The sequence below is a fragment of the Sorangium sp. So ce693 genome (assembly GCF_051521375.1).
Lineage (GTDB): Bacteria > Myxococcota_A > Polyangia > Polyangiales > Polyangiaceae > Sorangium > Sorangium atrum.
In genome coordinates, this window is sequence record NZ_CP150347.1 from 10,348,816 (window position 1) to 10,371,545 (window position 22,730).

Consider the following 22,730-nt stretch of genomic DNA (forward strand, 5'->3'; position numbering starts at 1 on the left):
CAGCCCCAGACCACCGAGCCCACCGTCAGGCCTCAATCCGCCCCTTCCGATGGCGGCCTCCCCAAGGGCTCCAACCAGCCTCAGACCACCGAGCCCACCGTCAGGCCTCAATCCGCCCCTTCCGATGGCGGCCTCCCCAAGGGCTCCAACCAGCCATCTCAGGACCTCGGCAAGGGTCCCCAAGGGAACACCAAGGCGACGACGCCGGAAAGCACGGCTCCCAAGGGGGGCGAGGTGCCCGGAAAGACGCCCGCGAACGAGACCGTCGCAAAGGACAGCACGTCAGCTCAGACCTCCCCCAAGACGGGCGAGACCGGCGCGAAGAGCACCCCCGCCGGAAAACCCACTTCCACCGCGGAGCCGGCGCCCGCCAATCCCTCTACCTCGAAGTCCCCCCCCGCGGGGCAGGGCTCCCGGCAGCCGGGGACTGGACGCTCGGGACCGCCGCCGGGACGCTCGTCCACCACGGCTGACCCAGCGCAGGACGGCAAGGTGACATGGATCGCGGACAAGGCCGTCAAGAAGTCCGCATGGAGGACTCCGACGGGTAGAGGCAGCCGCAAGAAGGCGAAGCGAGCCGTCCCGAGCATCGCCGACCAGCTGACCAGCGGCGGCTTCCCCACCAATCCCGTGCAGGCGAAGAAGCAGATCGGGAAGCGCTTCCCCAAGGGACCGCTGTTCAACGAAGCCGAGTGGAACGCCTTCGAGCAGCTCTCCTCGACCCCTCAGGGACAGCGCTGGCTCACCGCCTCCGGCATGCTCCCGCTCGGCCAGATCGAGCAGTACCTTTCGAACGACAACGCCGAGAAGTTCCGCGGCTTCCACCTGCTCCACAAGCCGAGCAAGGTCGTCCTCGCGAGCTACGTCTCGCGCCAGATGAACGGCGGCGAGGATGGCAAGCGCTTCGAGGGCACGCCTCCGGCGGCGGTGGCCCTCTCCATGGAGGCGAGGCACACGACCGACCCGGCGAGGCGGGACGAGCTCAAGAAGCAGATCGATCAGGGCATCGCCAACGAATGGGCCAAGACGCTCGAGCATACCGAGCCCAACGACGACGTGATCTCAGCCATGGACCAGGGCGCCGTGCTGGCTCCGAGGACGCTCAAGGAGAGTTTGACGTTCGCAGAGATCAAGACGCTCTCGACGGACGAGGCCCTCGACCGGTACCGGCAGTCGATCGAGGTGCTCAAGAACACCTTCCACCTGCTCCAGGCCGGCGCCGAGATCTACGATGCCGACTCGAAGAGCCATGTCCCGCTCCAGGGCGTACCGGTCGCCAAGCTCCTGTCGCACGGCGGCCGCGTCAACATCCAGATCCCCGAGGGCAGCCCGCCCTACGCGCTGACAGAGTTCCTCGGCATCACCGACGAGAACGGCAACCCCAAGGCCGGCGTGTTCAAGCGCGACTTCGGGACGCACCACGTCTCGCTCGGCAAGGGCAAGTTCAAGGAGCAGGGCGGGCAGTACGCCGCGATCAGGTCGAAGCTGGACGACACAGAGCTCTACGGCATCAACCTCGCTATCGGCGGGCTCGGCCTCAAGGACTTCAACGGCGACATCATCCTGCCCGACGGCGCCCACGGGCACGTGTTCATCGGCTACCGCCCGCCCAAGCCGGGGAGGCGGGGCGCGCTCCAGATCGGCATCGAGACCACCGGCCCAGGCGCGCCCAGCACCGTCGGCTACATCCACAACTGGCGCTCCACCGAGAAGACCGCCAACCCCATCTCCAGCGTCGGCGGCCTCAAGCAAGACAAGATCGGCGACGAGAAGGGCAAGAACGCCCGCACCGTCGACCTGCGCAAGTTCGGGGACGATTGGAAAGGGCCCCTCGAGGAACGAGCGGACCAGTTCGCGCGAGACGTGAAGGAGAACCCGACAGAGGCGATCAAGAACCTCGTCGGCCCGCGCGATATTCCGCAGCTGGACACCCATGATACCGCGCCGCGCGCCGCCGACGACTCGTCCGACGGGTCGCCGGACGAGTCGCCCGATGAATCGTCCGACGAGTCGTCCGATGGGTCGTCCGACGGATCGGATCGCCCCGCGCGAGGTTCGCGGGGCGGCGATCGCCGCGCTCCGCCGGGTGACGCCGCGTCCGACCCGGTGCGAGGCGCCCGGGATCCCGGGCAGGGCGGCTCGGAGCAGCGGCCGCGCGGGGTCGAGCAAGCCCCCAGGGGCAACGAGCCCCGGGAGATGCCCAGTGACGCGCCGGAGCAGATGACGGCCAAGACGCCGGAGGCCTCGAGTCCTGGCCCGGAAGCTGAAACGACGCAAAGCGCTCCAGGAAAGACGCCGGAGAGCCCCAGCCCGCGCCTGCCGGAGACGACATCGCGGCCGCCCGCGCGTGGCCCCGGGAGCGCGGCCACGCCGATCACCACCGAGACGAAGGCGCCGGCCGGGTCGCCCGTGGCCAACGCACAGGACTCCGCGGCGGCCTCCGCGACCCCGGGCCCGGGGACGCTGCCGTCGCGCGATGACGGCAGCGTCGAGGAGGTCGACGCAGAGTTCTCCCGGGACAATGCGCAGGACGCGGGCGACGAGGACCACAGCGATGCGGACTCGGACCACGACGCCTCCGAGGACCAGGCTGACGACGACTCCGGCGACGAAGGCGACTCCGACGACGAAGGCAAAGGCAAAGGCAAAGACGACTCCGACTCCGACTCCGACGACGAAGGCGACTCCGACGACGAAGGCGAACGCGAAGGCGAAGGCGAACGCGAAGGCGAACGCGAAGGCGAAGGCGAACGCGAAGGCGAACGCGAAGGCGAACGCGAAGGCAAAGACGACTCCGACGACGAAGGCGAAGGCGAAGACGACTCCGACTCCGACTCCGACTCCGACTCCGACTCCGACTCCGACTCCGACGACGAAGGCGAAGACGACTCCGACGACGAAGGCGAACGCGAACGCGAACGCGAACGCGAAGGCGAAGACGACTCCGACTCCGACGACGAAGGCGACTCCGACAACGAAGGCGAACGCGAAGGCGAACGCGAAGGCGAACGCGAAGGCAAAGGCGAACGCGAAGGCGAACGCGAAGGCAAAGACGACTCCGACTCCGACGACGAAGGCGACTCCGACAACGAAGGCGAACGCGAACTCGAACGCGAAGGCGAACGCGAAGGCAAAGGCAAAGACGACTCCGACTCCGACGACGAAGGGGAAGGCGAACGCGAACGCGAACGCGAACGCGAACGCGAAGACGAAAACGACTCCGACGACGAAGGCGAGCGCGAAGGCAAAGACGACTCCGACGACGAGGGCGAAGGCGACTCCGACGACGAAGGCAGAGGCGAAGGCGAAGGCAAAGACGACTCCGACGACGAAGACAGCTCCGACTCCGACGACGAAGGCGAAGACGACTCCGACGACGACGACTCGGAAGACGACAACGGAGATCGCTTCGGGCCATCCCAACGGCCCCAGTCCGGCCGCGGGGTTCCGTTTCTAACGCCGCTGACGCCTGAAGGCGGACAACATGCCCGCGCGCCTCGCGGCGAGTCCCCCGCGACGAGCACCAGAACCGGCGGGGACGGCAACGCTCCTCGAGTTCCGCCCCAGGATAGCCCGGCGGACATGCTGGCCGGGTACAACCCCGCTCTGGACAGCGGGGATGCTGCAGCCGACCCGCAAGCGCAGTTCGACGAGATCGAGGAAGAGCAGGAGCCGCCGTCGGAGCGAGCGCCGGATCCGGAGACATCCACCCCCGTCGAGCAGGTGACCTGGATCGTCGATAAGGCCGTCAAGAACACCATCTGGCGGACCGACACGGGCTTCATGAGCCGTGACCAGGCCAAGCACGGTCTCTCCGCGATCCAAGGCCAGCTGAGCGCCAGCGGCTTCCCCCCCGATCCCACGACGGCCAAGGAGCAGCTCGGAGGGCGCTTCCCCAGAGGACCGCTGCTCAGCGACGCGGAGTGGAGCGCCTTCCAGCAGCTCTCCTCGACTCCCCAGGGGCAGAGCTGGCTCAACGCCTCGGGCATGCTCACCCACGACCAGGTCGAGAAGTACCTGTCGAGCGACCCGAGCGACAACCCCGAGCGGTTCCGCGGCTTCCACAAGCTCCACAAGGCGAGCAAGGTCGTTCTCGCCAGCTACGTCTCGCGCCAGATGAACCGCGGCGAGGAAGGCAAGCGCTTCGAGGGCACCCCGCCCGCGGCGTTGGCCCTGTCCATGGAGGCCAGGCACACGACCGACCCGGCCAGGCGAGACGAGCTCAACAGGCTCATCGACCGGGGCATCATCGACGAATGGTCGAAGACCCTCGAGCACACCGAGCCCAACGACGCTGCGACCACGGCCATCAACCAGGGCGCCGTGCTGGCTCCGAAGACGCTCTTCAATACCGTTACCTTCACGCAGGGCAAGAAGCTCTCGAAGGACGAGGTCGTCGAGCGTCACGGGCAGTCGCTCGAGGTGCTCAAGAACATCTTCCACCTGCTCCAGGAAGGCGCCGAGATCTATGACGGCGCCGCCAAGAGCCATGTCCCGCTCCAGGACGTGCCCGTCGCCAAGCTCCTGTCCCACGGCGGTCGCGTCAACATCCAGATTCCAGCTGGCAACGCTCCGTACGCGCTCACAGAGCACCTCGGCATCACCGACAAGAATGGCAACCCCGCGGCCGGCGTGTTCAAGCGCCTCATCGGCACCCACCACGTCTCGCTCGGGGATGGCAAGTTCAAGGAGCAGGGCGGCCAGCTCGCCGCCCTCCGAACCAAGTTCGACGACACCGAGCTTTACGGCATCAACCTCGCCGTCGGCGGCCTCGGCCTGAAGGACTTCAACGGCGACGTCATCCTGCCCGACGGCGCCCACGGCCACATGTTCATCGGCTACCGCCCGCCCAAGCCGGGCAGGCCCGGCGCGCTCCAGATCGGCATGGAGACAACCGGCCCTGGGGCGCCCAGCACCGTCGCCTATCCCCACAACTGGCGCTCCACCGAGAAGACCGCAAACCCCATCTCCAGCGTCGGTGGCCTCAAGCAGGACAAGATCGGCGACGAGAGCACCAAGAACGCACGCACCGTCGACCTCGCCAAGCTCGGCGGCAACTGGGCCAAGACCCTCAAGGACCGCGCCGACAGGTTCGAGCAAGACCTGGCGGAGAAGGGCAAAGACGCGCTCCACGAACTCCTCGGTCCCCGCACCCAGCCGCCTCAAGAGCTCCAGGACGACAGCGTGGACCGCTCGGGCGATACGCTCGGCGGATTCGCCGCGCCGGGCGCGAGCCCCTCCCCCGCTCCGACGACGGCCAAAGGCACTACTCAGGTCGATCCGAGCGCCCACGACCAAGGGAAAACGCTCGACGAGCTGCTCAACGAGCTCGAGAAGCAGAGCCGCGCATGGTCGCACCCGGCCACCGACGAGAACAAGAAGGAGGCCAAGCAGCTCCTGACCGGGCTGCTCCAGCGGCAGAACGTGAGCCCCTCGATCATCGGCAGGCTACACGAGCTCATCGAGACCCCGGCCTCGCTCTCGCAGTCTGCCTTCACCAACTGCGCGCTCACCAGCATCCTCTACCCGACGCTGAAGAACGATCTCGCCACCACCGCCCACCTGGTCGCGGCGATCTTCACGGGCAAGCCGCTCGGCCGCTTCGCGAGCGCCCCAGGGGCAAAGGCCTTCACGCAGCAGGGCTCGGGCAAAGGGAGGCTCAGCGACGACCTGGACCTCCTCCGGGGCGTGATGACCGGGGTTGTCCCCCAGGCCCTCGGCCCGACGCCCACGAGGCCCCTCGTCAACGGCCTCAAGACCGCCAAGGCCAAGAGCGACAGCCTGAAGAAGGTCAAGGACCGAGAGGCGCTGGATCGCCTCCTCCTCGACCACCTGCTCGCCCGCGGCCTCGGTGAGATGTTCGGACAGGACGCGCTCGCGAAGCTCGAGGAGCGATCCGACGCCGCAAATCAGCCCGGCGTCTCCGCGGCGCAGGGTGACCTGCTGGCCTCGGCGAACTCGGTCGCGAGCATCTTCAGCTCGGCGCTCGGGGCGAACACCGCCGTCATGACCCCCAGCTCTCCCGCGGGTTACGACGTCGATCGCGTCAAGGAGACCCTTCGGAGGACGGATCAGGGAGGGTTTGCGATCGCCACCGTGATCGACGGCGAGGCGCTCTGGAGCGCAGCGAAGAACCATGAGGCCAGCTCCACGACCCCTGACGCTCCGGGGAACGTCGCGCCGCTCGGCGAGGTGGCCACGATCGCGCCACACCATGCCCCGATCGACGGCCCGATCACCGATCAGGGCGACTCCTTCATCATGCCGATCCAGTCCTGGGGGCGCACGTTCCCCGTACGGGTGAAGAAGGAGGACATGCCAAAGGTCTTCGCGGCGATCACCCACGGGATCTCCCTCCCGCCGCCAGCGCCGTCGCTCGACGCCTCCGCTCAAGTGTCCGGTAAAACGCCCCCGTACGAACAGACGCTCTCGTCGTACGGAGAGAAGGGTCAAGGGCTCGCGCAGCCACAGCCTCCCGCGCTGCATGCGGACGCGAGCCTTCCGCCGCCCGCGCCGTCACCTTCACGCCATGGAATCCAGGAGTCGCTGGCAGACACGCTGGCAGCGTACAACCCCGCCTCGAACAGCGGCGATACGGCCGCCGACCCGCAGCCGCAGACCGACCCGATCGAGGAGGAGCAGGAGCCGCCGTCGGAGAGCGCACCCGATCCCGCAGCGTCCACCCCCATCGAGCAGGTCACCTGGATCGTCGACAAGGCCGTCAAGAAGACCCTCTGGCGCACCGACACCGGCTTCATGAGCCGCGAGAGTGCCAAGCGCGGTGTCTCCGCGATCACTGGGCCGCTGACCAGCGGCGGCTTCCCGCGCGATCCCGCGCAGGCCAAGGAGCAGCTCGGAGGCCGCTTCCCCAAAGGGCCGCTGCTCAGCGACGCCGAGTGGAGCGCCTTCCAGCAGCTCTCCTCCACCCCCCAGGGACAGGCATGGCTCAACGCCTCTGGCATGCTCACGCTCGCCGACATCGAGAAGTACCTGTCGAGCGACGCAAACGATAACCCCGAGCGCTTCCGCGGCTTCCACCAGCTCCATAAGGCCAGCAAGGTCGTCCTCGCCAGCTACGTCTCGCGCCAGATGAACAGCGGCGACGGCGGCAAGCGCTTCGAGGGCACCCCGCCCGCAGCGCTGGCCCTCTCCATGGAGGCGCGGCACACGACCGATCCGACGAGGAAAGCTGCGCTCCAGCAGCTCATCGACAAGGGCATCGTCGACGAGTGGTCCAGGACCCTCGAGCACACCGACCCCAACGACGACGCGGACACTGCCATCGGGCAGGGCGCCGTCCCGGAACCGAACAAGAAGCGCTTCCGACCGCAAACAACCCTTTCCAAGGAAGAGGTCGTCGGCAGGCATCGCCAGTCCCTCGATGTCCTCAAAAACGTCTTCCACCTCCTCCAGGAAGGCGCCGAGATCTACGACGACAGCGCAAAGAGCCATGTCCCGCTCCAGGACGTGCCCGTCGCAAAGCTCCTCTCCCACGGTGGCCGCGTCAACGTCCAGATCCCCGCTGGCAGCGCTCCTTACGCCCTCACCGAGCTGCTCGGCATCACCGACAGCAACGGAAACCCCGCCAGAGGCGTGTTCAAGCGCGCCTTCGGCACCCACCACATCGCCCTCGGCGACGGCAAGTTCAAGGAGCAGGGCGGGCACGCCGCCGCCATTCTGGCCAAGCTCGACGACACGGAGCTCTACGGCATCAACCTCGCCGTCGGCGGCCTCGGCCTCAAGGACTTCAACGGCGACGTCATCCTGCCCGACGGCGCCCACGGCCACATGTTCATCGGCTATCGCCCGCCCAAGCCCGGCAGGCAAGGCGCCCTTCAGATCGGCATCGAGACCACCGGGCCCAACGCCCCCAGCACCGTCGGCTACGTCCACAACTGGCGCTCCACCGAGAAGACCGCAAACCCCATCTCCAGCGTCGGCGGCCTCAAGCAGGACAAGATCGGCGACGAGAGCACCAAGAACGCGCGCACCGTCGACCTCGCCAAGCTCGGAAGCGACTGGGCCAACACCCTCAAGAACCGCGCTGACAGCTTCGAGCAAGACCTCGCGAACAAGGGCAAAGATGCCCTCAACGAGCTCGTCGGGCCCCGCAGCCAGCCGCCGCAAGAGCTCCAGGCACCCGAGCAGCCGGCGCAGGGCAGCACGCGCCGCGGGCCGCCCAGAGATGCCCCGGAGGACATGCTGGCAGGGTACAACCCCGCCTCGAACAGCGGGGATACGGCCGCCGACCCGCAGCCGCAGACCGACCCGTTCGAGGAGGAGCCGGAGCCGCCGTCGGAGAGCGCGCCCGATCCCGCCGCGTCCACCCCCATCGAGCAGGTCACCTGGATTGTCGACAAGGCCGTCAAGAAGACCCTCTGGCGCACAGACACCGGCTTCATGAGCCGCGAGGGGGCCAAGCGCGGTGTCCCCGCGATCACTGGGCCGCTGACCAGCGGCCGCTTCCCGCGCGATCCTGCGAACGCCAAGGAGCAGATAGGAAAAAGATTTCCCAAAGGGCCGCTGCTCAGCGACGCCGAGTGGAGCGCCTTCCAGCAGCTCTCCTCGACCCCCCAGGGACAGGCATGGCTCAACGCGTCTGGCATGCTCACGCACGCCGATGTCGAGAAGTACCTGTCGAGCGACCCAAACGATAACCCCGAGCGCTTCCGCGGCTTCCACCAGCTCCACAAGGCCAGCAAGGTCATCCTCGCGAGCTACGTCTCGCGCCAGATGAACGGCGGCGACGGCGGCCAGCGCTTCGAGGGCACCCCGCCCGCAGCGCTGGCCCTGTCCATGGAGGCCCGGCACACGACCGACCTCGAGAGGAAAGCCGAGCTCCAGCAGCTCATCGACCAGGGCATCGTCGATGACTGGTCCAGGACCCTCGAGCACACCGACCCCAACGACGACGCGGACACCGCCATCGCCCAGGGCGCCGTCCCCGACCCGAACAAGAGGCTCTTCCGGCCGCAAACAACCCTTTCCAAGGAAGAGGTCGTCGGCAGGCATCGCCAGTCCCTCGAGGTCCTCAAGAACGTCTTCCACCTCCTCCAGGAAGGCGCCGAGATCTACGACGACAGCGCAAAGAGCCATGTCCCGCTCCAGGACGTGCCCGTCGCAAAGCTCCTCTCCCACGGCGGCCGCGTCAACGTCCAGATCCCCGCTGGCAGCGCTCCTTACGCCCTCACCGAGCTCCTGGGCATCACCGACAGCAACGGAAACCCCGCCAGAGGCGTCTTCAAGCGCGCCTTCGGCACCCACCACATCGCCCTCGGCGACGGCAAGTTCAAGGAGCAGGGCGGGCACGCCGCCGCCATCCTGGCCAAGCTCGACGACACGGAGCTCTACGGCATCAACCTCGCCGTCGGCGGCCTCGGCCTCAAGGACTTCAACGGCGACGTCATCCTGCCCGACGGCGCCCATGGCCACATGTTCATCGGCTACCGCCCGCCCAGGCCCGGCAGGCAGGGCGCCCTCCAGATCGGCATCGAGACCACCGGACCCAACGCCCCCAGCACCGTCGGCTACGTCCACAACTGGCGCTCCACCGAGAAGACCGCAAACCCCATCTCCAGCGTCGGCGGCCTCAAGCAGGACAAGATCGGCGACGAGAGCACCAAGAACGCGCGCACCGTCGACCTCGCCAAGCTCGGAAGCGACTGGGCCGGCACGCTCAAGAACCGCGCAGACAGCTTCGAGCAAGAGCTGGCGGAAAAGGGCAAAGACGCCCTCAGCGAGCTCGTCGGGCCCCGCAGCCGGCCGCCGGGCATGCTGGCGCCGGCGGACGAGCCGGCGGGGTACAACCCCGCTTCGAGCAGCGGAGATGGGATAGCCAATTCGCCGGCGCGCCCCCCCAAGACCACGAGCAGCGCCCAGGTCCAACCGAGCACACCGGATCAAGGCCGGTCGCTCGACGAGCTGCTCGCCTCACTGGACGAGCAGAGCAGCGCGTGGTCCGGCCCGGCGAGCGACGGTGTCAGGCGACAGGCAGCGGTCAGCCTGGCAGGCCTGCTTGGGTCGCAGAACGTCGACAGCGCGATCGTCGACAGGCTGCGCGAGCTCATTGAGGACCCCGCGTCGCTCGCGCAGTCCACCTTCAGCAACTGCGGCCTCCAGAGCGCCCTCTACACGGTGCTGAAGGGCGATCTCGCCACGGCCTCGCACCTGGTCGTCGCGCTGTTCACCGGTCGGCTGCTCGGCCGGCTCGCTCAGGCCCCCGGGGCCCACGAGCTCGGCGCGCAGCAGGGCCCTGGCAAGGCGGCGCTCAGCGAGGACCTGGACATCCTCCGGCGCGTGATGACAGGAGAGATCCCGCGCGCCCTCGGTCCGGCTCCGACTCGTCCGCTCGTCAACGGGCTCAAGACCGCCAGAGCGAAGCGCGACGGCCTGATGAATGCGAACGATCGGCAGCGACTGGATCGACACCTCCTCGACCATCTGCTCGCCCGAGGTCTGGTCGAGCTGCTCGGGAAGAGCGCCGTCGCGCAGCACGAGAAGCGGACCGACGCCGCGAAGCAGCCCGGCGTCGTGGCGGTGGAGGGCGACCTGCTCCTCTCGGCGAACTCGATCGCAGACCTCATGAGCGACGCGCTCGGGGCGGACGTCGAGATCAAGAGCGGCGGCTTCTCGGGGGACGACATCACCCGCATCAACGAGGCGCTGAAGCGCACGGATCGAGCTGGGTTTGCCGTCGCGACGGTCTCCAATGGCAAGGCGCTCTGGGAAGCGGCGAAGAAGCACCGCGACGGCGCCACGACATCGCACGATCCCGCGCGCGTCGCGCCGCCCGGCGAAGGCGAAGCCACGAGCCGGCACCACGCCGCGATCGACGGCGAGATCACCGCCGACGGCGACGCCTTCATCGTGCCCGTCCAGTCGTGGGGGCAGGCGTTCCCCATCCGGGTGCTGAAGGCAGAGATGCCGAAGCTCTTCGAGGTGATCACCCACGGGACCTATCCCCCGCCGCACGCGCCGGCCAATGGCGCCTCCACCCAGCAGCGCGCTCCGGCGCGCCTCGAAACGGGCGCGCCGTCCGGCACCACACAGGACCCCATGGACCCGCGCGACGAGCTCGCGGGAATGCTCAGGAACGGCTCGGGGAGGATCGCGCCCCAGCCACCCGAGCCGATCACCAGGGAGACCTTCCGAGATCCCCGGGACTGGCGCCGTTACAACGAGAATGCGCGCAACTGGGTCCGTAGCACCTTCGACCTCTCTCCAGCGGACGCAAGCGCTCTGATTCGAAGGGTCTCCCCGGAAGCCGCGCACCTCATCCTCGCGCTGTACGATCACCCCGGGAGGGACCAGCTGACGTTCCGCCCGATGGATCGCTTCCGGATGTGGAACACGACGTTCTTGCGACAGAAGCTCCAAGAGCTCAACCAGCCCGCGGCGGCGCCCGTTGTCGGGGGGAACGCGCTGGCCCAGCCCGCGGCGGCGCCCGCCGTCGGGGGGAACGCGCTGGCCCAGGCGCAGGGCAGCCCCGCGCAGAACCAGCCCACCAGCCCTGGCAGCGCCGGCGGGGCGCCGGGTAGAATCGATCCCGCGACGGTCGAGCTCACGCCGTCAGGGCTGTACGACGCCCTCGTGGAGAGCGTCCCGAACGAGCGGTTGGACGAGGTGGCGGGCCTCGTCGTCGAGGCCATCGACACCCAGCTCCTCCCGTCGATCCTGGATCTATTGCCCATCGGCCTGCAGCCTGCCGCGCGGCTGGCCGAGGAGATCGTCGAGAAGTGGCTGGCCTTCAACCCCAGCTTGCTCGACCTGCCCGCCGGCGACCTGAAGGAGCACCTCGCAGCGCACACCGAGCTCGTTCTGGGCACGCTCGAACGGGACAAGGGCCGCCGTACGATCGGCCGAAACATCGATGCCGAAGAGGACAGCAGCTCCGACGCCGGCTCCACGGACGAGGCGCCTCCCGCCGCAGTGTCGAGCCACCATGAGGGGACACCTCCCCCGCGGGAGGGGATCGAGGGTGAGGCGCGAGAGACGTCATCGGATACGAGCAGCGAGGCCGAACCGCACGTCGATGCGACCCCGCTCGCGGCGACCGAGGAGGAGAATCCGTTCGCCGATTGGGGCGAGGAGCTGCCGGAGGTGGGCGATGAGCCACAGAGGCAATCGCCCGCCTTCGTGCGGCGCGCGCCCGTCACCGACGCCGAAAGGGCCATCCCCGGCTGGATCTGGGAGGTGCCGCACTACAGCGACCTGCAAACCTCGCTGCTCGCTCACATCGACGACGGCGCGGTGCAGGACGCGCTCACCACGCTCCTGCCCTATGGGCACAGCCGTGCGGAGTCGCTCGCGAGGTTCCTGCTCAGCGGACTCAACCGCTCCCGCACGGGCGAGGAGCTGGCGCAGGCGTTCCGCAACGTGCTCGACTCGTACAAGGACGGCGAGAGGCGCAAGATCGTTTTCGACGTCGCCGAGGCGCTGGGCGCCATCGACTCGCTCGCGACGACGCCAGGCATCGATCTCGCTGCCCTGCGCGACCCGCCCCCGCCCACGTCGCGCCGCGAGGAGCCGCCTCGCTCGGTCGCCAAGAGGGGCCGTGAGGGGCGCTGGGTCACCCGCGGCGAGCTCGACATCATCAATCGCACCATCGGTGAGCGCGCGTTCGCCGGCATGCTCGCGCGCGCCATGGACAAGGCCAAGCTCGCCGACACCCGCGCGATCATCGAGCACCTGGTCCGCCACGCCGAGCACATGGCCGACCCGGCGCTCTCGCCGCCGCTCACGTCGACCTCGCTGGTGGTCGACTCCAACCTGGTCGGCGCCCTGTTGACGCCGTACGACGACCTGTCGCCCGCCTGGCGTCACATCCGCGATCAGCTGGACGACCTCATCCGCGACCAGCGCATCACGGACCTGCGCCTCACCAACGTCAACGTCGGAGAGCTCTACCAGCACGGCGACATCATCGGTCGTACGTTCACCACCTCCGATGGTCGAGAGATCCCCTGGCGCGGCGTCCAGGTCGACGGCGACCGGCGCGGCCGCGCGGCCGATTACGATCAGGGGTTCGACGCGCTCACGGACCGCTCGGTCGGCGAGAGGAAGGGCAGCGCCGACCGCAGCATGATCGCCGACGCGTTCTTCTCCACGCGTGCCAGCGCGGGCGGCGCGCCCGCGGTGCCTCATTTCGCCACCAGCGATCACGGCATCTTGACGCCGCTCCTCGGCTTCGCCGGCATCGACGCGGCGAGGCGCGGCGAGACGGCGTTCAGGGACTTCGTCAGAGACAACACCGATGGGGTCAACACCTATTTCCGCCCGCAGCTCGTGGACCGCGAGATCAAGGCCCATGCGATCCTCAACCCGGAGACGCCGGCGCGCGCCGAGGGCGCCGCGGCGGCCCAGAGCCCGGCCATCGGCGCTGCGCTCCTCGACACGCCGGTCGGGACCACCCACCGGGTCAGTGACCTGTTCGATCTCATCCGCAGCTCCGGCTACGACGTCTACATCGTCGGCGGCGCGGTGCGCGACGCCCTCGCCGGCAATGAGCCCAAGGACGTCGATCTCAAGACCAACATGCCCATGTCGAAGCTCGAGGCCCTGCTCAGCAACGACTCGGCGTTCACGTCCCTCTCCATCAACACGGTCCCCCAGCTGCGCCTGATCACGTTGGGCAACGGCGACGACGCCGTGGACATCACCACCGCCGACGACACCAGCGTGCAGGGTCCGCTCGACGTCATGGCCGACGCGCAGAAGCGCGACTTCCGCATGAACGCCCTCTACCTCAACGAGTACGGCCAGGTGGAGGATCCGCTCAACGGCATCGAGGATCAGCTCCTCGGAAGGCTGCGCTTCGTCGCCGACCCCGGCCCCCCCGCGCCCGTCGAGGAGCGCCAGAGGGCGGTCGTCGAGCACCTGCGCAGCGCGCCGTGGAACCTCGGCCGCGCGCTCAAGTTCCACCAGCGCGGCTACAAGCTGGAGCCCGAGATCCTCCACGCCATGCGCGACAACGCCGAGAGCATCCTCTCGGCCATGAAGGAGCGCGAGGCGCCCCTGCTCGCCAAGTCGCTGCTCCTGCGCTCCACACGCGTGAAGTCGCCGGACGCGCTGATCGAGCTCATGGAGGATCTCCGCTTCTCTCCCGGCGCGATCCGCGAGCTCATCCCCGACGAGATCGCCGGCCGCTTCGACGACGAGAGCCTCGCGTACGAGCGCGACCTCCTGCCGCGCTGGCGCGAGACCCCTGACGACGACGCCTCGGGGTATCCGCTGGCCGCGCCGGAGATGAAGATCGATGTCGCGACCGGGCGGATCTACCAATACCGCTTCCACGCCAAGACGCCGCCGCTGCAGGAAGGCCAGGAGGGCGAGCACGTCATCATCGACGTGGACATGAGCGATCACAACCAGCCAGGCCACAACGCGCCGCACTACCACGTCTACCGCTGGCGCAGCCGCGACGGCCTGTCCAGGTGGGACAAGAAGAAGAACGGCCTCTCCGATACCGGCCAGCCGGGCATGCCGCTGATCGACCGCGGGGTTTACCTCGGCCCGCAGCCGTGGCGGTTCGAGGAGGGGCTCGACAGCGCGAGCAGCGACTTCCTCGACATCGCCGAGGAGCGCATCAACGAGGCAGGTATCGCGCTCACGAGGACCCCCGACCAGCTCGATCTGGGGGGCCAGGTCAAGCTGCACCCCAGGCGGCTCGGAGAGCTCCACGACCACGGGCAGTTCGGCAAGCTGCTCATGCTCGTCAAGAACCTCAACGACGGGATCCCATGGTCCTCCAGGGACCAGGCCACCCTGGACCTGTCCGGGTCCCACCGCGGCCAGGAGCGGCTGCGCTTCAAGCCGCAGCTCGATCAGGTCGTGCCCTTCCTCCGCGACAGCGGCATCGACGACCCCACGTCCATCCCGATCTTCGCCGAAGAGGGGCAGATGCGGCACGACGCGCTGCTCCGGCTCTATGACCTGGTGAGCGCCGACGTGCGCCATGACCTGCGCCGCCCGGCGGCCACGTTCGCGCTCGACGGCGCAGCGAGCTTCAACGAGTTCGTCGAGCGCTTCGAGTTCTATGTCACCTCGATGCAGGACACCCTCGACGCCGTCGACATCGAGGAGCGCTGGCAAGAGCAGCTGGAGGCGGCAGAGGACGCAGACGCCGTGGGCGACGTCACGCTCGGCGAGGGCCGCGATCTGCGGGAGAAGCTCACGAACGCGGCCGACGATCTGAGCTTCGAGTCGGCGAGCACCGCCGCCTACCACGCGGCCAAGCACGGCGCCGATTTCCTGACGCCGGAGGAGCTGGCGCGCCTGTCGCCGGCGGAGCGCGTTGAACGCTACCTCGAGACAGCGCGCGAGGCCGTCCGCGCGGCGAGCGTCATCGAGGCGAGGATCGACGACACCGGCGCGACCAACGTCGTGCTCTGGAGCGGCGCGACCAAGGTCATCGTGCGGGTCGCGGACGACGGCACGGCGCACCTCCTCACCAGCTACGCGCACACCGGCCGCGCCGGGAGCCGCGCCGCGCCCGCGCCCGCGACACCCGTGGACCCCGCGTCCGAGCTGGGCGCCTATCGTCCAGAGGTCGGCGCCGGCATCGACGAAGGGCGGACGGCGAGCAGCCAGCCCGTCGAGCCGCGCGCGGCGCCGTCCACCGCGCCGACCGGAGCCCCCGACGAGGCCGCGCAGAGCCGAGGAGCGCAGGGGCGCACGCTGGACGAGCGGATTGACGCGCTCGACGAGCAGAGCCGGGCGTGGTCCGGCCCGGCGAGCGACGGCGTCAGGCAGCAGGTCGCCGGCAGCCTGGCAGGCCTGCTCGAGTCGCTGAACGTCGACAGCGCGATCGTCGACAGAATGCGCGAGCTCATCGAGGACCCCGCGTCGCTCTCGCAGTCCACCTTCAGCAACTGCGGCCTCCAGAGCGCCCTCTACACGGTGCTGAAGGGCGATCTCGCCACCACCTCACACCTGGTCGTCGCGCTGTTCACCGGCCGGCTGCTCGGCCGGCTCGCTCAGGCCCCCGGGGCCCACGAGCTCGGCGCGCAGCAGGGCCCCAGTAAGGCGACGCTCAGCGAGGATCTCGACCTCGTCCGGCGCGCGATGACCGGAGAGATACAGTCCTCCAGCGGCCCGGCTCCGACTCGTCCGCTCGTCAACGGGCTCAAGCGGGCCGGGGCGAGGCGCAGCGGCCTGACGAAAGCGCAGGAGCGGCAGCAGCTGGATCGCCACCTGCTCGACCACCTGCTCGCCCGAGGCCTGGTCGAGCTGCTCGGAAAGAGCGCCGTCGCGCAGCACGAGAAACGGACCGATGCCGCGAAGCAGCCCGGCGTCGTGGCGGCGGAAGGCGACATGCTCCTCTCGGCGAACTCGATCGCGACGCTCGTGAGCTCCGCGCTGGGGGCGGACGTCGAGGTCAAGAGCGGCGGCTTCTCGGAGGACGACATCGCGCGCATCAACGAGACACTCAGGCGCACCGATCGGGCAGGGTTTGCCATCGTGACCGTCTCGAACGGCGCTGCGCTGTCGGGGGCGGCGGAGACATACCGCGACGGCGCCACGACACCTCGCGATCCCGCGACCATCGCGCCGCTCGGTGAGGGCGACGCCACGAGCCGGCACCACCTCGCGATCAATGGCGAGATCACCGCCGACGGCGACGCCTTCATCGTGCCTGTCCAGTCCTGGGGACAGGCGTTCCCCATCCGGGTGCTGAAGGCAGAGATGCCGAAGCTCTTCGAGGTGATCACCCACGGGACCTACCCCCCGCCCCATGCGGTGGCCAACGGCGCCTCCACCCCGCAGCGCGCTCCGGCGCGCCTCGGAACGGGCAGGCCGTCCGGCACCACACAAGACCCCATGGACCCGAGCAACCAGCTCGCGGGAACGCTCACGAACGGCTCGGGGGGGATCGCGCCCCAGCCACCCCAGCCGATCACCAAGGACACCTTCCAAGATCCCCGGGACTGGCGCCGTTACAACGAGAATGCGCGCAACTGGGTCCGTAGCACCTTCGACCTCTCTCCAGCGGACGCAAGCGCTCTGATTCGCACAGTCTCCCCGGAGGCCGCGCACCTCATGCTCGCGCTGCACGATCACCCCCGGAGGAACCAGCTGAGGTTCCGCCCGATGGATCGCTTCCGGATGAGTGATGAGAGGTTCTTGGAACAGAAGCTCCAGGAGCTCAAACGGTCCGCGGCGGCGCCCCCCGGTGGGGGGAACGCGTCGACCCAGGCGCAGGGCAGCTCCGCGCAGGACCAGCCCACCAGCCCTGGCCAGCCCTCCGCGGCGCCGGGGACGCTCGATGCCGGAACGGTCGATCTCACCCCCTCCGGGCTGTACGAGGCCCTCCTGGAGCGCGTCCCGCCGCAGCGCCTGATCGAGGTCGCGAGCCTCGCCGTCAATACCATCGACGCGGAGCTCCTCCCGCAGATCCTGGACATGCTGCCCATCGCGCTGCCGGCGGCCGCGCGGCTGGCCGAGGAGATCGTCGAGAAGTGGCTGGCGTTCAACCCAAGCCTGCTCCATCTGCCCATCGCCGAGCTCCAGGAGCACCTCGCAGCGCACACCGCGTTCGTCCTGGACACGCTCAAGCGGGATCAGGGCCGCTCGACCATCGGCCGAGAGGTCGACTCCGAGGAGAGCGACAGTTCCTCCAAGGACAGCGACAGCTCCTCCGAGGAGAGCGACAGCTCCTCCGAGGACGGTGACGGCTCCTCCGAGGACGACGATAGCCCCTCCGAGGACGGCGACCCGCGCACGGTCGGAGATGCGACTCCACCGGTGATGGACGATTTCTTCAGCGCCTTCGGCGACGAGCTGCCGGAGATGGGCCCTACCCAGGTGGAGACCAAGCCCAAGCTCGCGCGGCGCGAGCCCACCACCGACGCCGAAAGGGCCATCCCCGGCTGGATCTGGGACGTGCCGCATTACAGCGACCTGCAAGCGTCGCTGCTCAATCACATCGACGACGCCGCGGTGAAGGCCGCGCTCACCACGCTCCTGCCCCATGGGCACAATCGTGCGGAGGCGCTCGCGAGGTTCCTGCTCAACGGACTCAACCGCTCCCGCACGGGCCGCTCCCGCACGGGCGAGGACCTGGCGCAGGCGTTCCGCAACGTGCTCGATTCGTACAAGGACGGCGAGAGGCGCAGGATCGCCTTCGACTTCGCCGAGGCGCTGGGCGCCATCGGCCCGCTCGCGACGACGCCGGGCATCGATCTCGCCACTCTGCGCGACCCGCCCCCGCCCACGTCGCGCCGCGAGGAGTCGCCTCGCTCGATCGCCAAGAAGGGCCGTGAGGGGCGCTGGGTCACCCGCGGCGAGCTCGACATCATCAATCGCACCATCGGCGAGCGCGCGTTCGCCGGCATGCTCGCGCGCGCCATGGAGAAGGGCAAGATCCGCGATATCCGCCCGACCATCGAGCAGCTCGTCCGCCACGCCGAGCGCATGGCCGATCCGTCGCTGTCGCCACCGCTCACTTCCACCTCGCTGGTGCTCGACACCAACCTGGTCGGCGTGCTCTTGAAGTCGCCCGATGAGCTGTCGCCCGCCTGGCGCCACATCCGCGATCAGCTGGACAGCCTCATCGACGGCCAGAGCATCACGGACCTGCGCCTCACCAACGTCAACGTCGGAGAGCTGTTCGAGCACGGCGACATCCTCGGGCGCACGTTCACCACCTCCGATGGTCGAGAGATCCCCTGGCGCGGCGTCCGGCTCGACCGCCAGCGGCGCGACGCCATGGCGGATTACAACCGGGGATTCAATGAGCTCACGAGCGGCTCGGTCGGCGAGAAGAAGGGCAGCGCCGACCGCAGCATGATCGCCGACGCCTTCTTCTCCGACCGCGCCAGCGAGGATGGCGCGCCCGCGGTGCCTCATTTCGCCACCAGCGACGGCGGCATCCTGAGGCCGCTCTTGAGGTTCGCCGGCATCGACCCGGACAGGCGCGGCGAGACGGCGTTCTTGGAGTTCGTCAGACGCAACACCGACGGGGTCAACACCTATTTTCGCCCTCGGCTCGTGGGCCGCGAGCTCACGGCCCATGCGATCCTCAACCAGGAGGCGCCGGCGCGTGCCGAGGGCGCCCAGAGCCCGCCGGTCGGCGCTTCCCTCCTCGACACCCCCGTCGGGACCACCCACCGGGTCCATGACATGATCGCGCTCATCCGCAGCTCCGGCTATGACGTCTACATCGTCGGCGGCGCGGTGCGCGACGTCCTCGCCGGCAATGAGCCCAGGGACGTCGATCTCAAGACGAACATGCCCATGTCGCGGCTCGAGGCCGCGCTGAGCGACGATCCCTTGTTCAGATCCATCCCCATCAAGACCGTCGCCGAGCGGCGCCTGATCACGCTGGGCGACGGCGACGACGCCGTGGACATCACCACCGCCGACGACACCAGCGTGCAGGGCCCGCTCGACGTCGTGGCCGACGCGCAGAAGCGCGACTTCCGCATGAACGCGCTTTACGTCGACGAGCACGGCCACGTGGAGGATCCGCTCAACGGCATCGAGGACGTGCTCCTCGGCAGGCTGCGCTTCGTCGCCGACCCCGGCCCCCCCGCGCCCGTCGAGGAACGCCAGAGGGCGGTTATCGAGCACCTGCGCAGCGCGCCGTGGAACCTCGGCCGCGCGCTCAAGTTCCACCAGCGCGGCTACAAGCTGGAGCCCGAGATCCTTCACACCCTGCGCGACAACGCCGAGAGCATCCTCGAGTCAATGAAGGAGCACGAGAGCCCGCTGTTCGCCAAATCGCAGCTCCTGCACTCCACGCGCGTGAAGTCGCCGAACGCGCTGATCGAGCTCATGGAGGATCTCCGCTTCTCTCCCAAGGCGATCCGCGAGCTCATCCCCGACGAGATCGCCGGCCGCTTCGACGACGAGAGCCTCGCGTACGAGCGCGACCTCCTGCCGCGCTGGCGCGACACCCCCAAAGACGACGCCGAGGGGTATCCGTTCGGCGCGCCGGAGATGAAGGTCGATGTCGCGACCGGGCGGATCTACCAATACCGCATCCACGCCAAGGTGCCGCCGCCGGAGGAAGGGCAGGACGCGGAGCACGTCATCATCGACGTGGACATGAGCGATCACAACCAGCCAGGCCACAACGCGCCGCACTACCACGTCTACCGCTGGCGCAGCCGCGACGGCCAGTCCAGGTGGGACAAGAAGAAGAACGGCTTCTCCGATACCGGCCAGCCGGGCGTGCCGCAGATCGACGGCGGCTTCTACCTCGGCCCGCAGCCGTGGCGGTTCGAGGAGGGGCTCGACAGCGCGAGCAGCGGCTTCCTCGGCATCGCCGAGGAGCGCATCAACGAGGCAGGTATCGAGCTGACGAACACGGGCGGCCAGCTCGACCTGGGCGGGCAAGTCAGGCTGCACCCGGAGCGGCTGCGAGAGCTCCATGACCGCGGGCGGTTCGGCAAGCTGCTCATGCTCATCAAGAACCTCAACGACGGGATCCCATGGTCCTCCAGGGACCAGGCCACCCTGGACCTGTCCGGGTCCCACCGCGGCCAGGAGCGGCTGCGCTTCAAGCCGCAGCTCGATCAGGTCGTGCCCTTCCTCCGCGACAGCGGCATCGACGACCCCACGTCGCTCCCGATCTTCGCCGAAGAGGGCCAGATGCGGCACGACGCGCTGCTCCGGCTCTACGACCTGGTGGGCGCCGACGTGCGCCAGGATCTGCGCCGCCCGGCGGCCGCGTTCGCGCTGGAGGGAGCCGCGAACTTCGACCAGTTCGTCGAGCGCTTCGAGTTCTTCGTCGCCTCGATGCAGGACAACATGAACGGCGCAGACATCGAGGGTCGCTGGCAAGCGCAGCTGGAGGCGGCGCGGGAGGCCGGCGCCGTGGGCGACGCCACGCTCGGCCAGGGCGACACGCTGAAGGCGCGGCTCGCGGACGCGGCCGACAGGCTGAGCTTCGAGTCGGAGAGCACCGCCGCCTACCACGCGGCCAAGCACGGCGCCGACTTCCTGACGCCGGAGGAGCTGGCGACGGGCATGTCGCCGACAGAGGGCATGCGGCGTTACCTCGCGACCGCGCGCGACGCCGTCCGCAATGCCGGGCTCATCGAGGCAAGGACCGACGAGACCGGCGCGACCAACGTCGTGCTCTGGAGCGGCGCGACCAAGGTCGTCGCGCGCGTGAAGCCCGACGGCACGGCGCACCTCCTTACCAGCTACGTCCACGCCGGCCGCAAGGCCACGCCCGAAGCGGCGTTCACCCGCTCGACAGGAGACGGGTCGACCTCCGGGACACCACCGACTCCACAGGTGACCAACACGGGCGTCGAGAACATCGGCAACAGCTGCTTCCTGTCCGCCGGCCTCACGATGCTCGCGCACACCGATGCCTACTACAATCTGTTCGCGCCGCGCGTAGGCGACAACCCTGGCACCAACGACGCCCGGCTCCGCGCCGCGGTGCACGCGGTCCTCACCCAGATCCGGGCCGGCACGCTCGTCGGGAGGGACACGATGGCGCGCCTCGATACGCTCCTGACGAACACCAGAGTGCGCAACACCGACACCAGGGTGCTCGACAGAACGTCCGCCACGACGCAGCAGGATCCCAGCGAGGTCCTTTTCCGACGCCTCTTCGATGCAGCGAACCTCGATATCGCCGGCGTGACCCTGACGCAGACGAATCGAACCGATTGGACCGGGGTGGCGCTCAACGAGCACCATGGCACGCTGAGCGATCCCACCTCGCTCGACAACAGCCCCGTATGGAACCGGCAGGCGTCCGACGTCGTGCTCAGCCCGTCGATCCACGGCAGCCGCACGCTGCAGCAGGCGCTCAATGCCCATTTCAGCGCGAGCACCGTCGAGGCGACCGCCATGCGCGGGGGTCGAGCGGTGCGCGGCACTCCATCGACGCAGATCGTCGTCGCACCGGTCAACAACACGCCTCGGGCGATCACGATTGCTCTGCAACGCTGGAACGCGGGGAACAGGGACGGCAGAGCGATCGACGTCCCCGATTGGCTGAGCGTCAACGGCCGCTGGTACCGCCTGAACGTGGTCGTCCATCACCACGGGGCGACGACGACGGCGGGTCATTACACCGCGAGCACGCGCAACGCAGCGTCGGGGCAGTGGCAGCACCGCGACGATCGCAGCGTCTCCAACGCTGACCCGCAAGCCGCCGAGCGCAGGAGCCGCGGCTACCTGTTCACCTTCGAGCGCGTCGACAACCCGGCCGACTGGCCGGACGCAACGGCCGCGGCTGCGGCCGCGCGGATCGGCGCGGCGCCGGCGCCTCTCCCGAGCGCCCCGTCCAGCTCTGCCGTGGTCAGCGGTGATGCCGAGTCCGACAGCGAGAATGAGGACGAGTCCGACAGCGAGGACGGGGATGATGCCGAGTTCGAGAGCGAGGATGAGTCCGACAGCGAGGATGAGGGCGACAGCGAGGATGACGATCCGGCCAACCAGCTCGGCGCTTACCGCCCCGTGGATGGCGCCTCCGACGGGACACAGGGGCCGCGAGCCCCGCAAGCGACCGCCGCGCCGCCTGCTCTCGACGCCGAGAGCATCCCCCCGCCGATCGACGCCCTGGTGAGGACGCTCGTCGCGAAGAGCAACGCGTGGTCCTCCCCGCGCACGCAGGCGGACAAGCAGGAGGCCATCGCGCTCGTGACCGAGCTCCTGCAGCAGCTCGGCATGGACGCCCGAGTCGTCGACAGGGCGGGCGAGCAGGACAAGGACACGCCTGATACCGAGCACTCCGCCTGCACGTGCGTCCGTTAGGCTAGCGCCCG

1 protein-coding gene is annotated in these 22,730 nt (G+C 68.9%); it reads left to right on the top strand.

The window, feature by feature from the left end:
• Positions 1-492: 492 nt before the first annotated feature.
• Entirely contained in the window at positions 493-22,719 is a 22,227-nt protein-coding gene (locus tag WMF14_RS38650; RefSeq protein ID WP_437794656.1) for a hypothetical protein, read from the top strand.
• Positions 22,720-22,730: the final 11 nt, after the last annotated feature.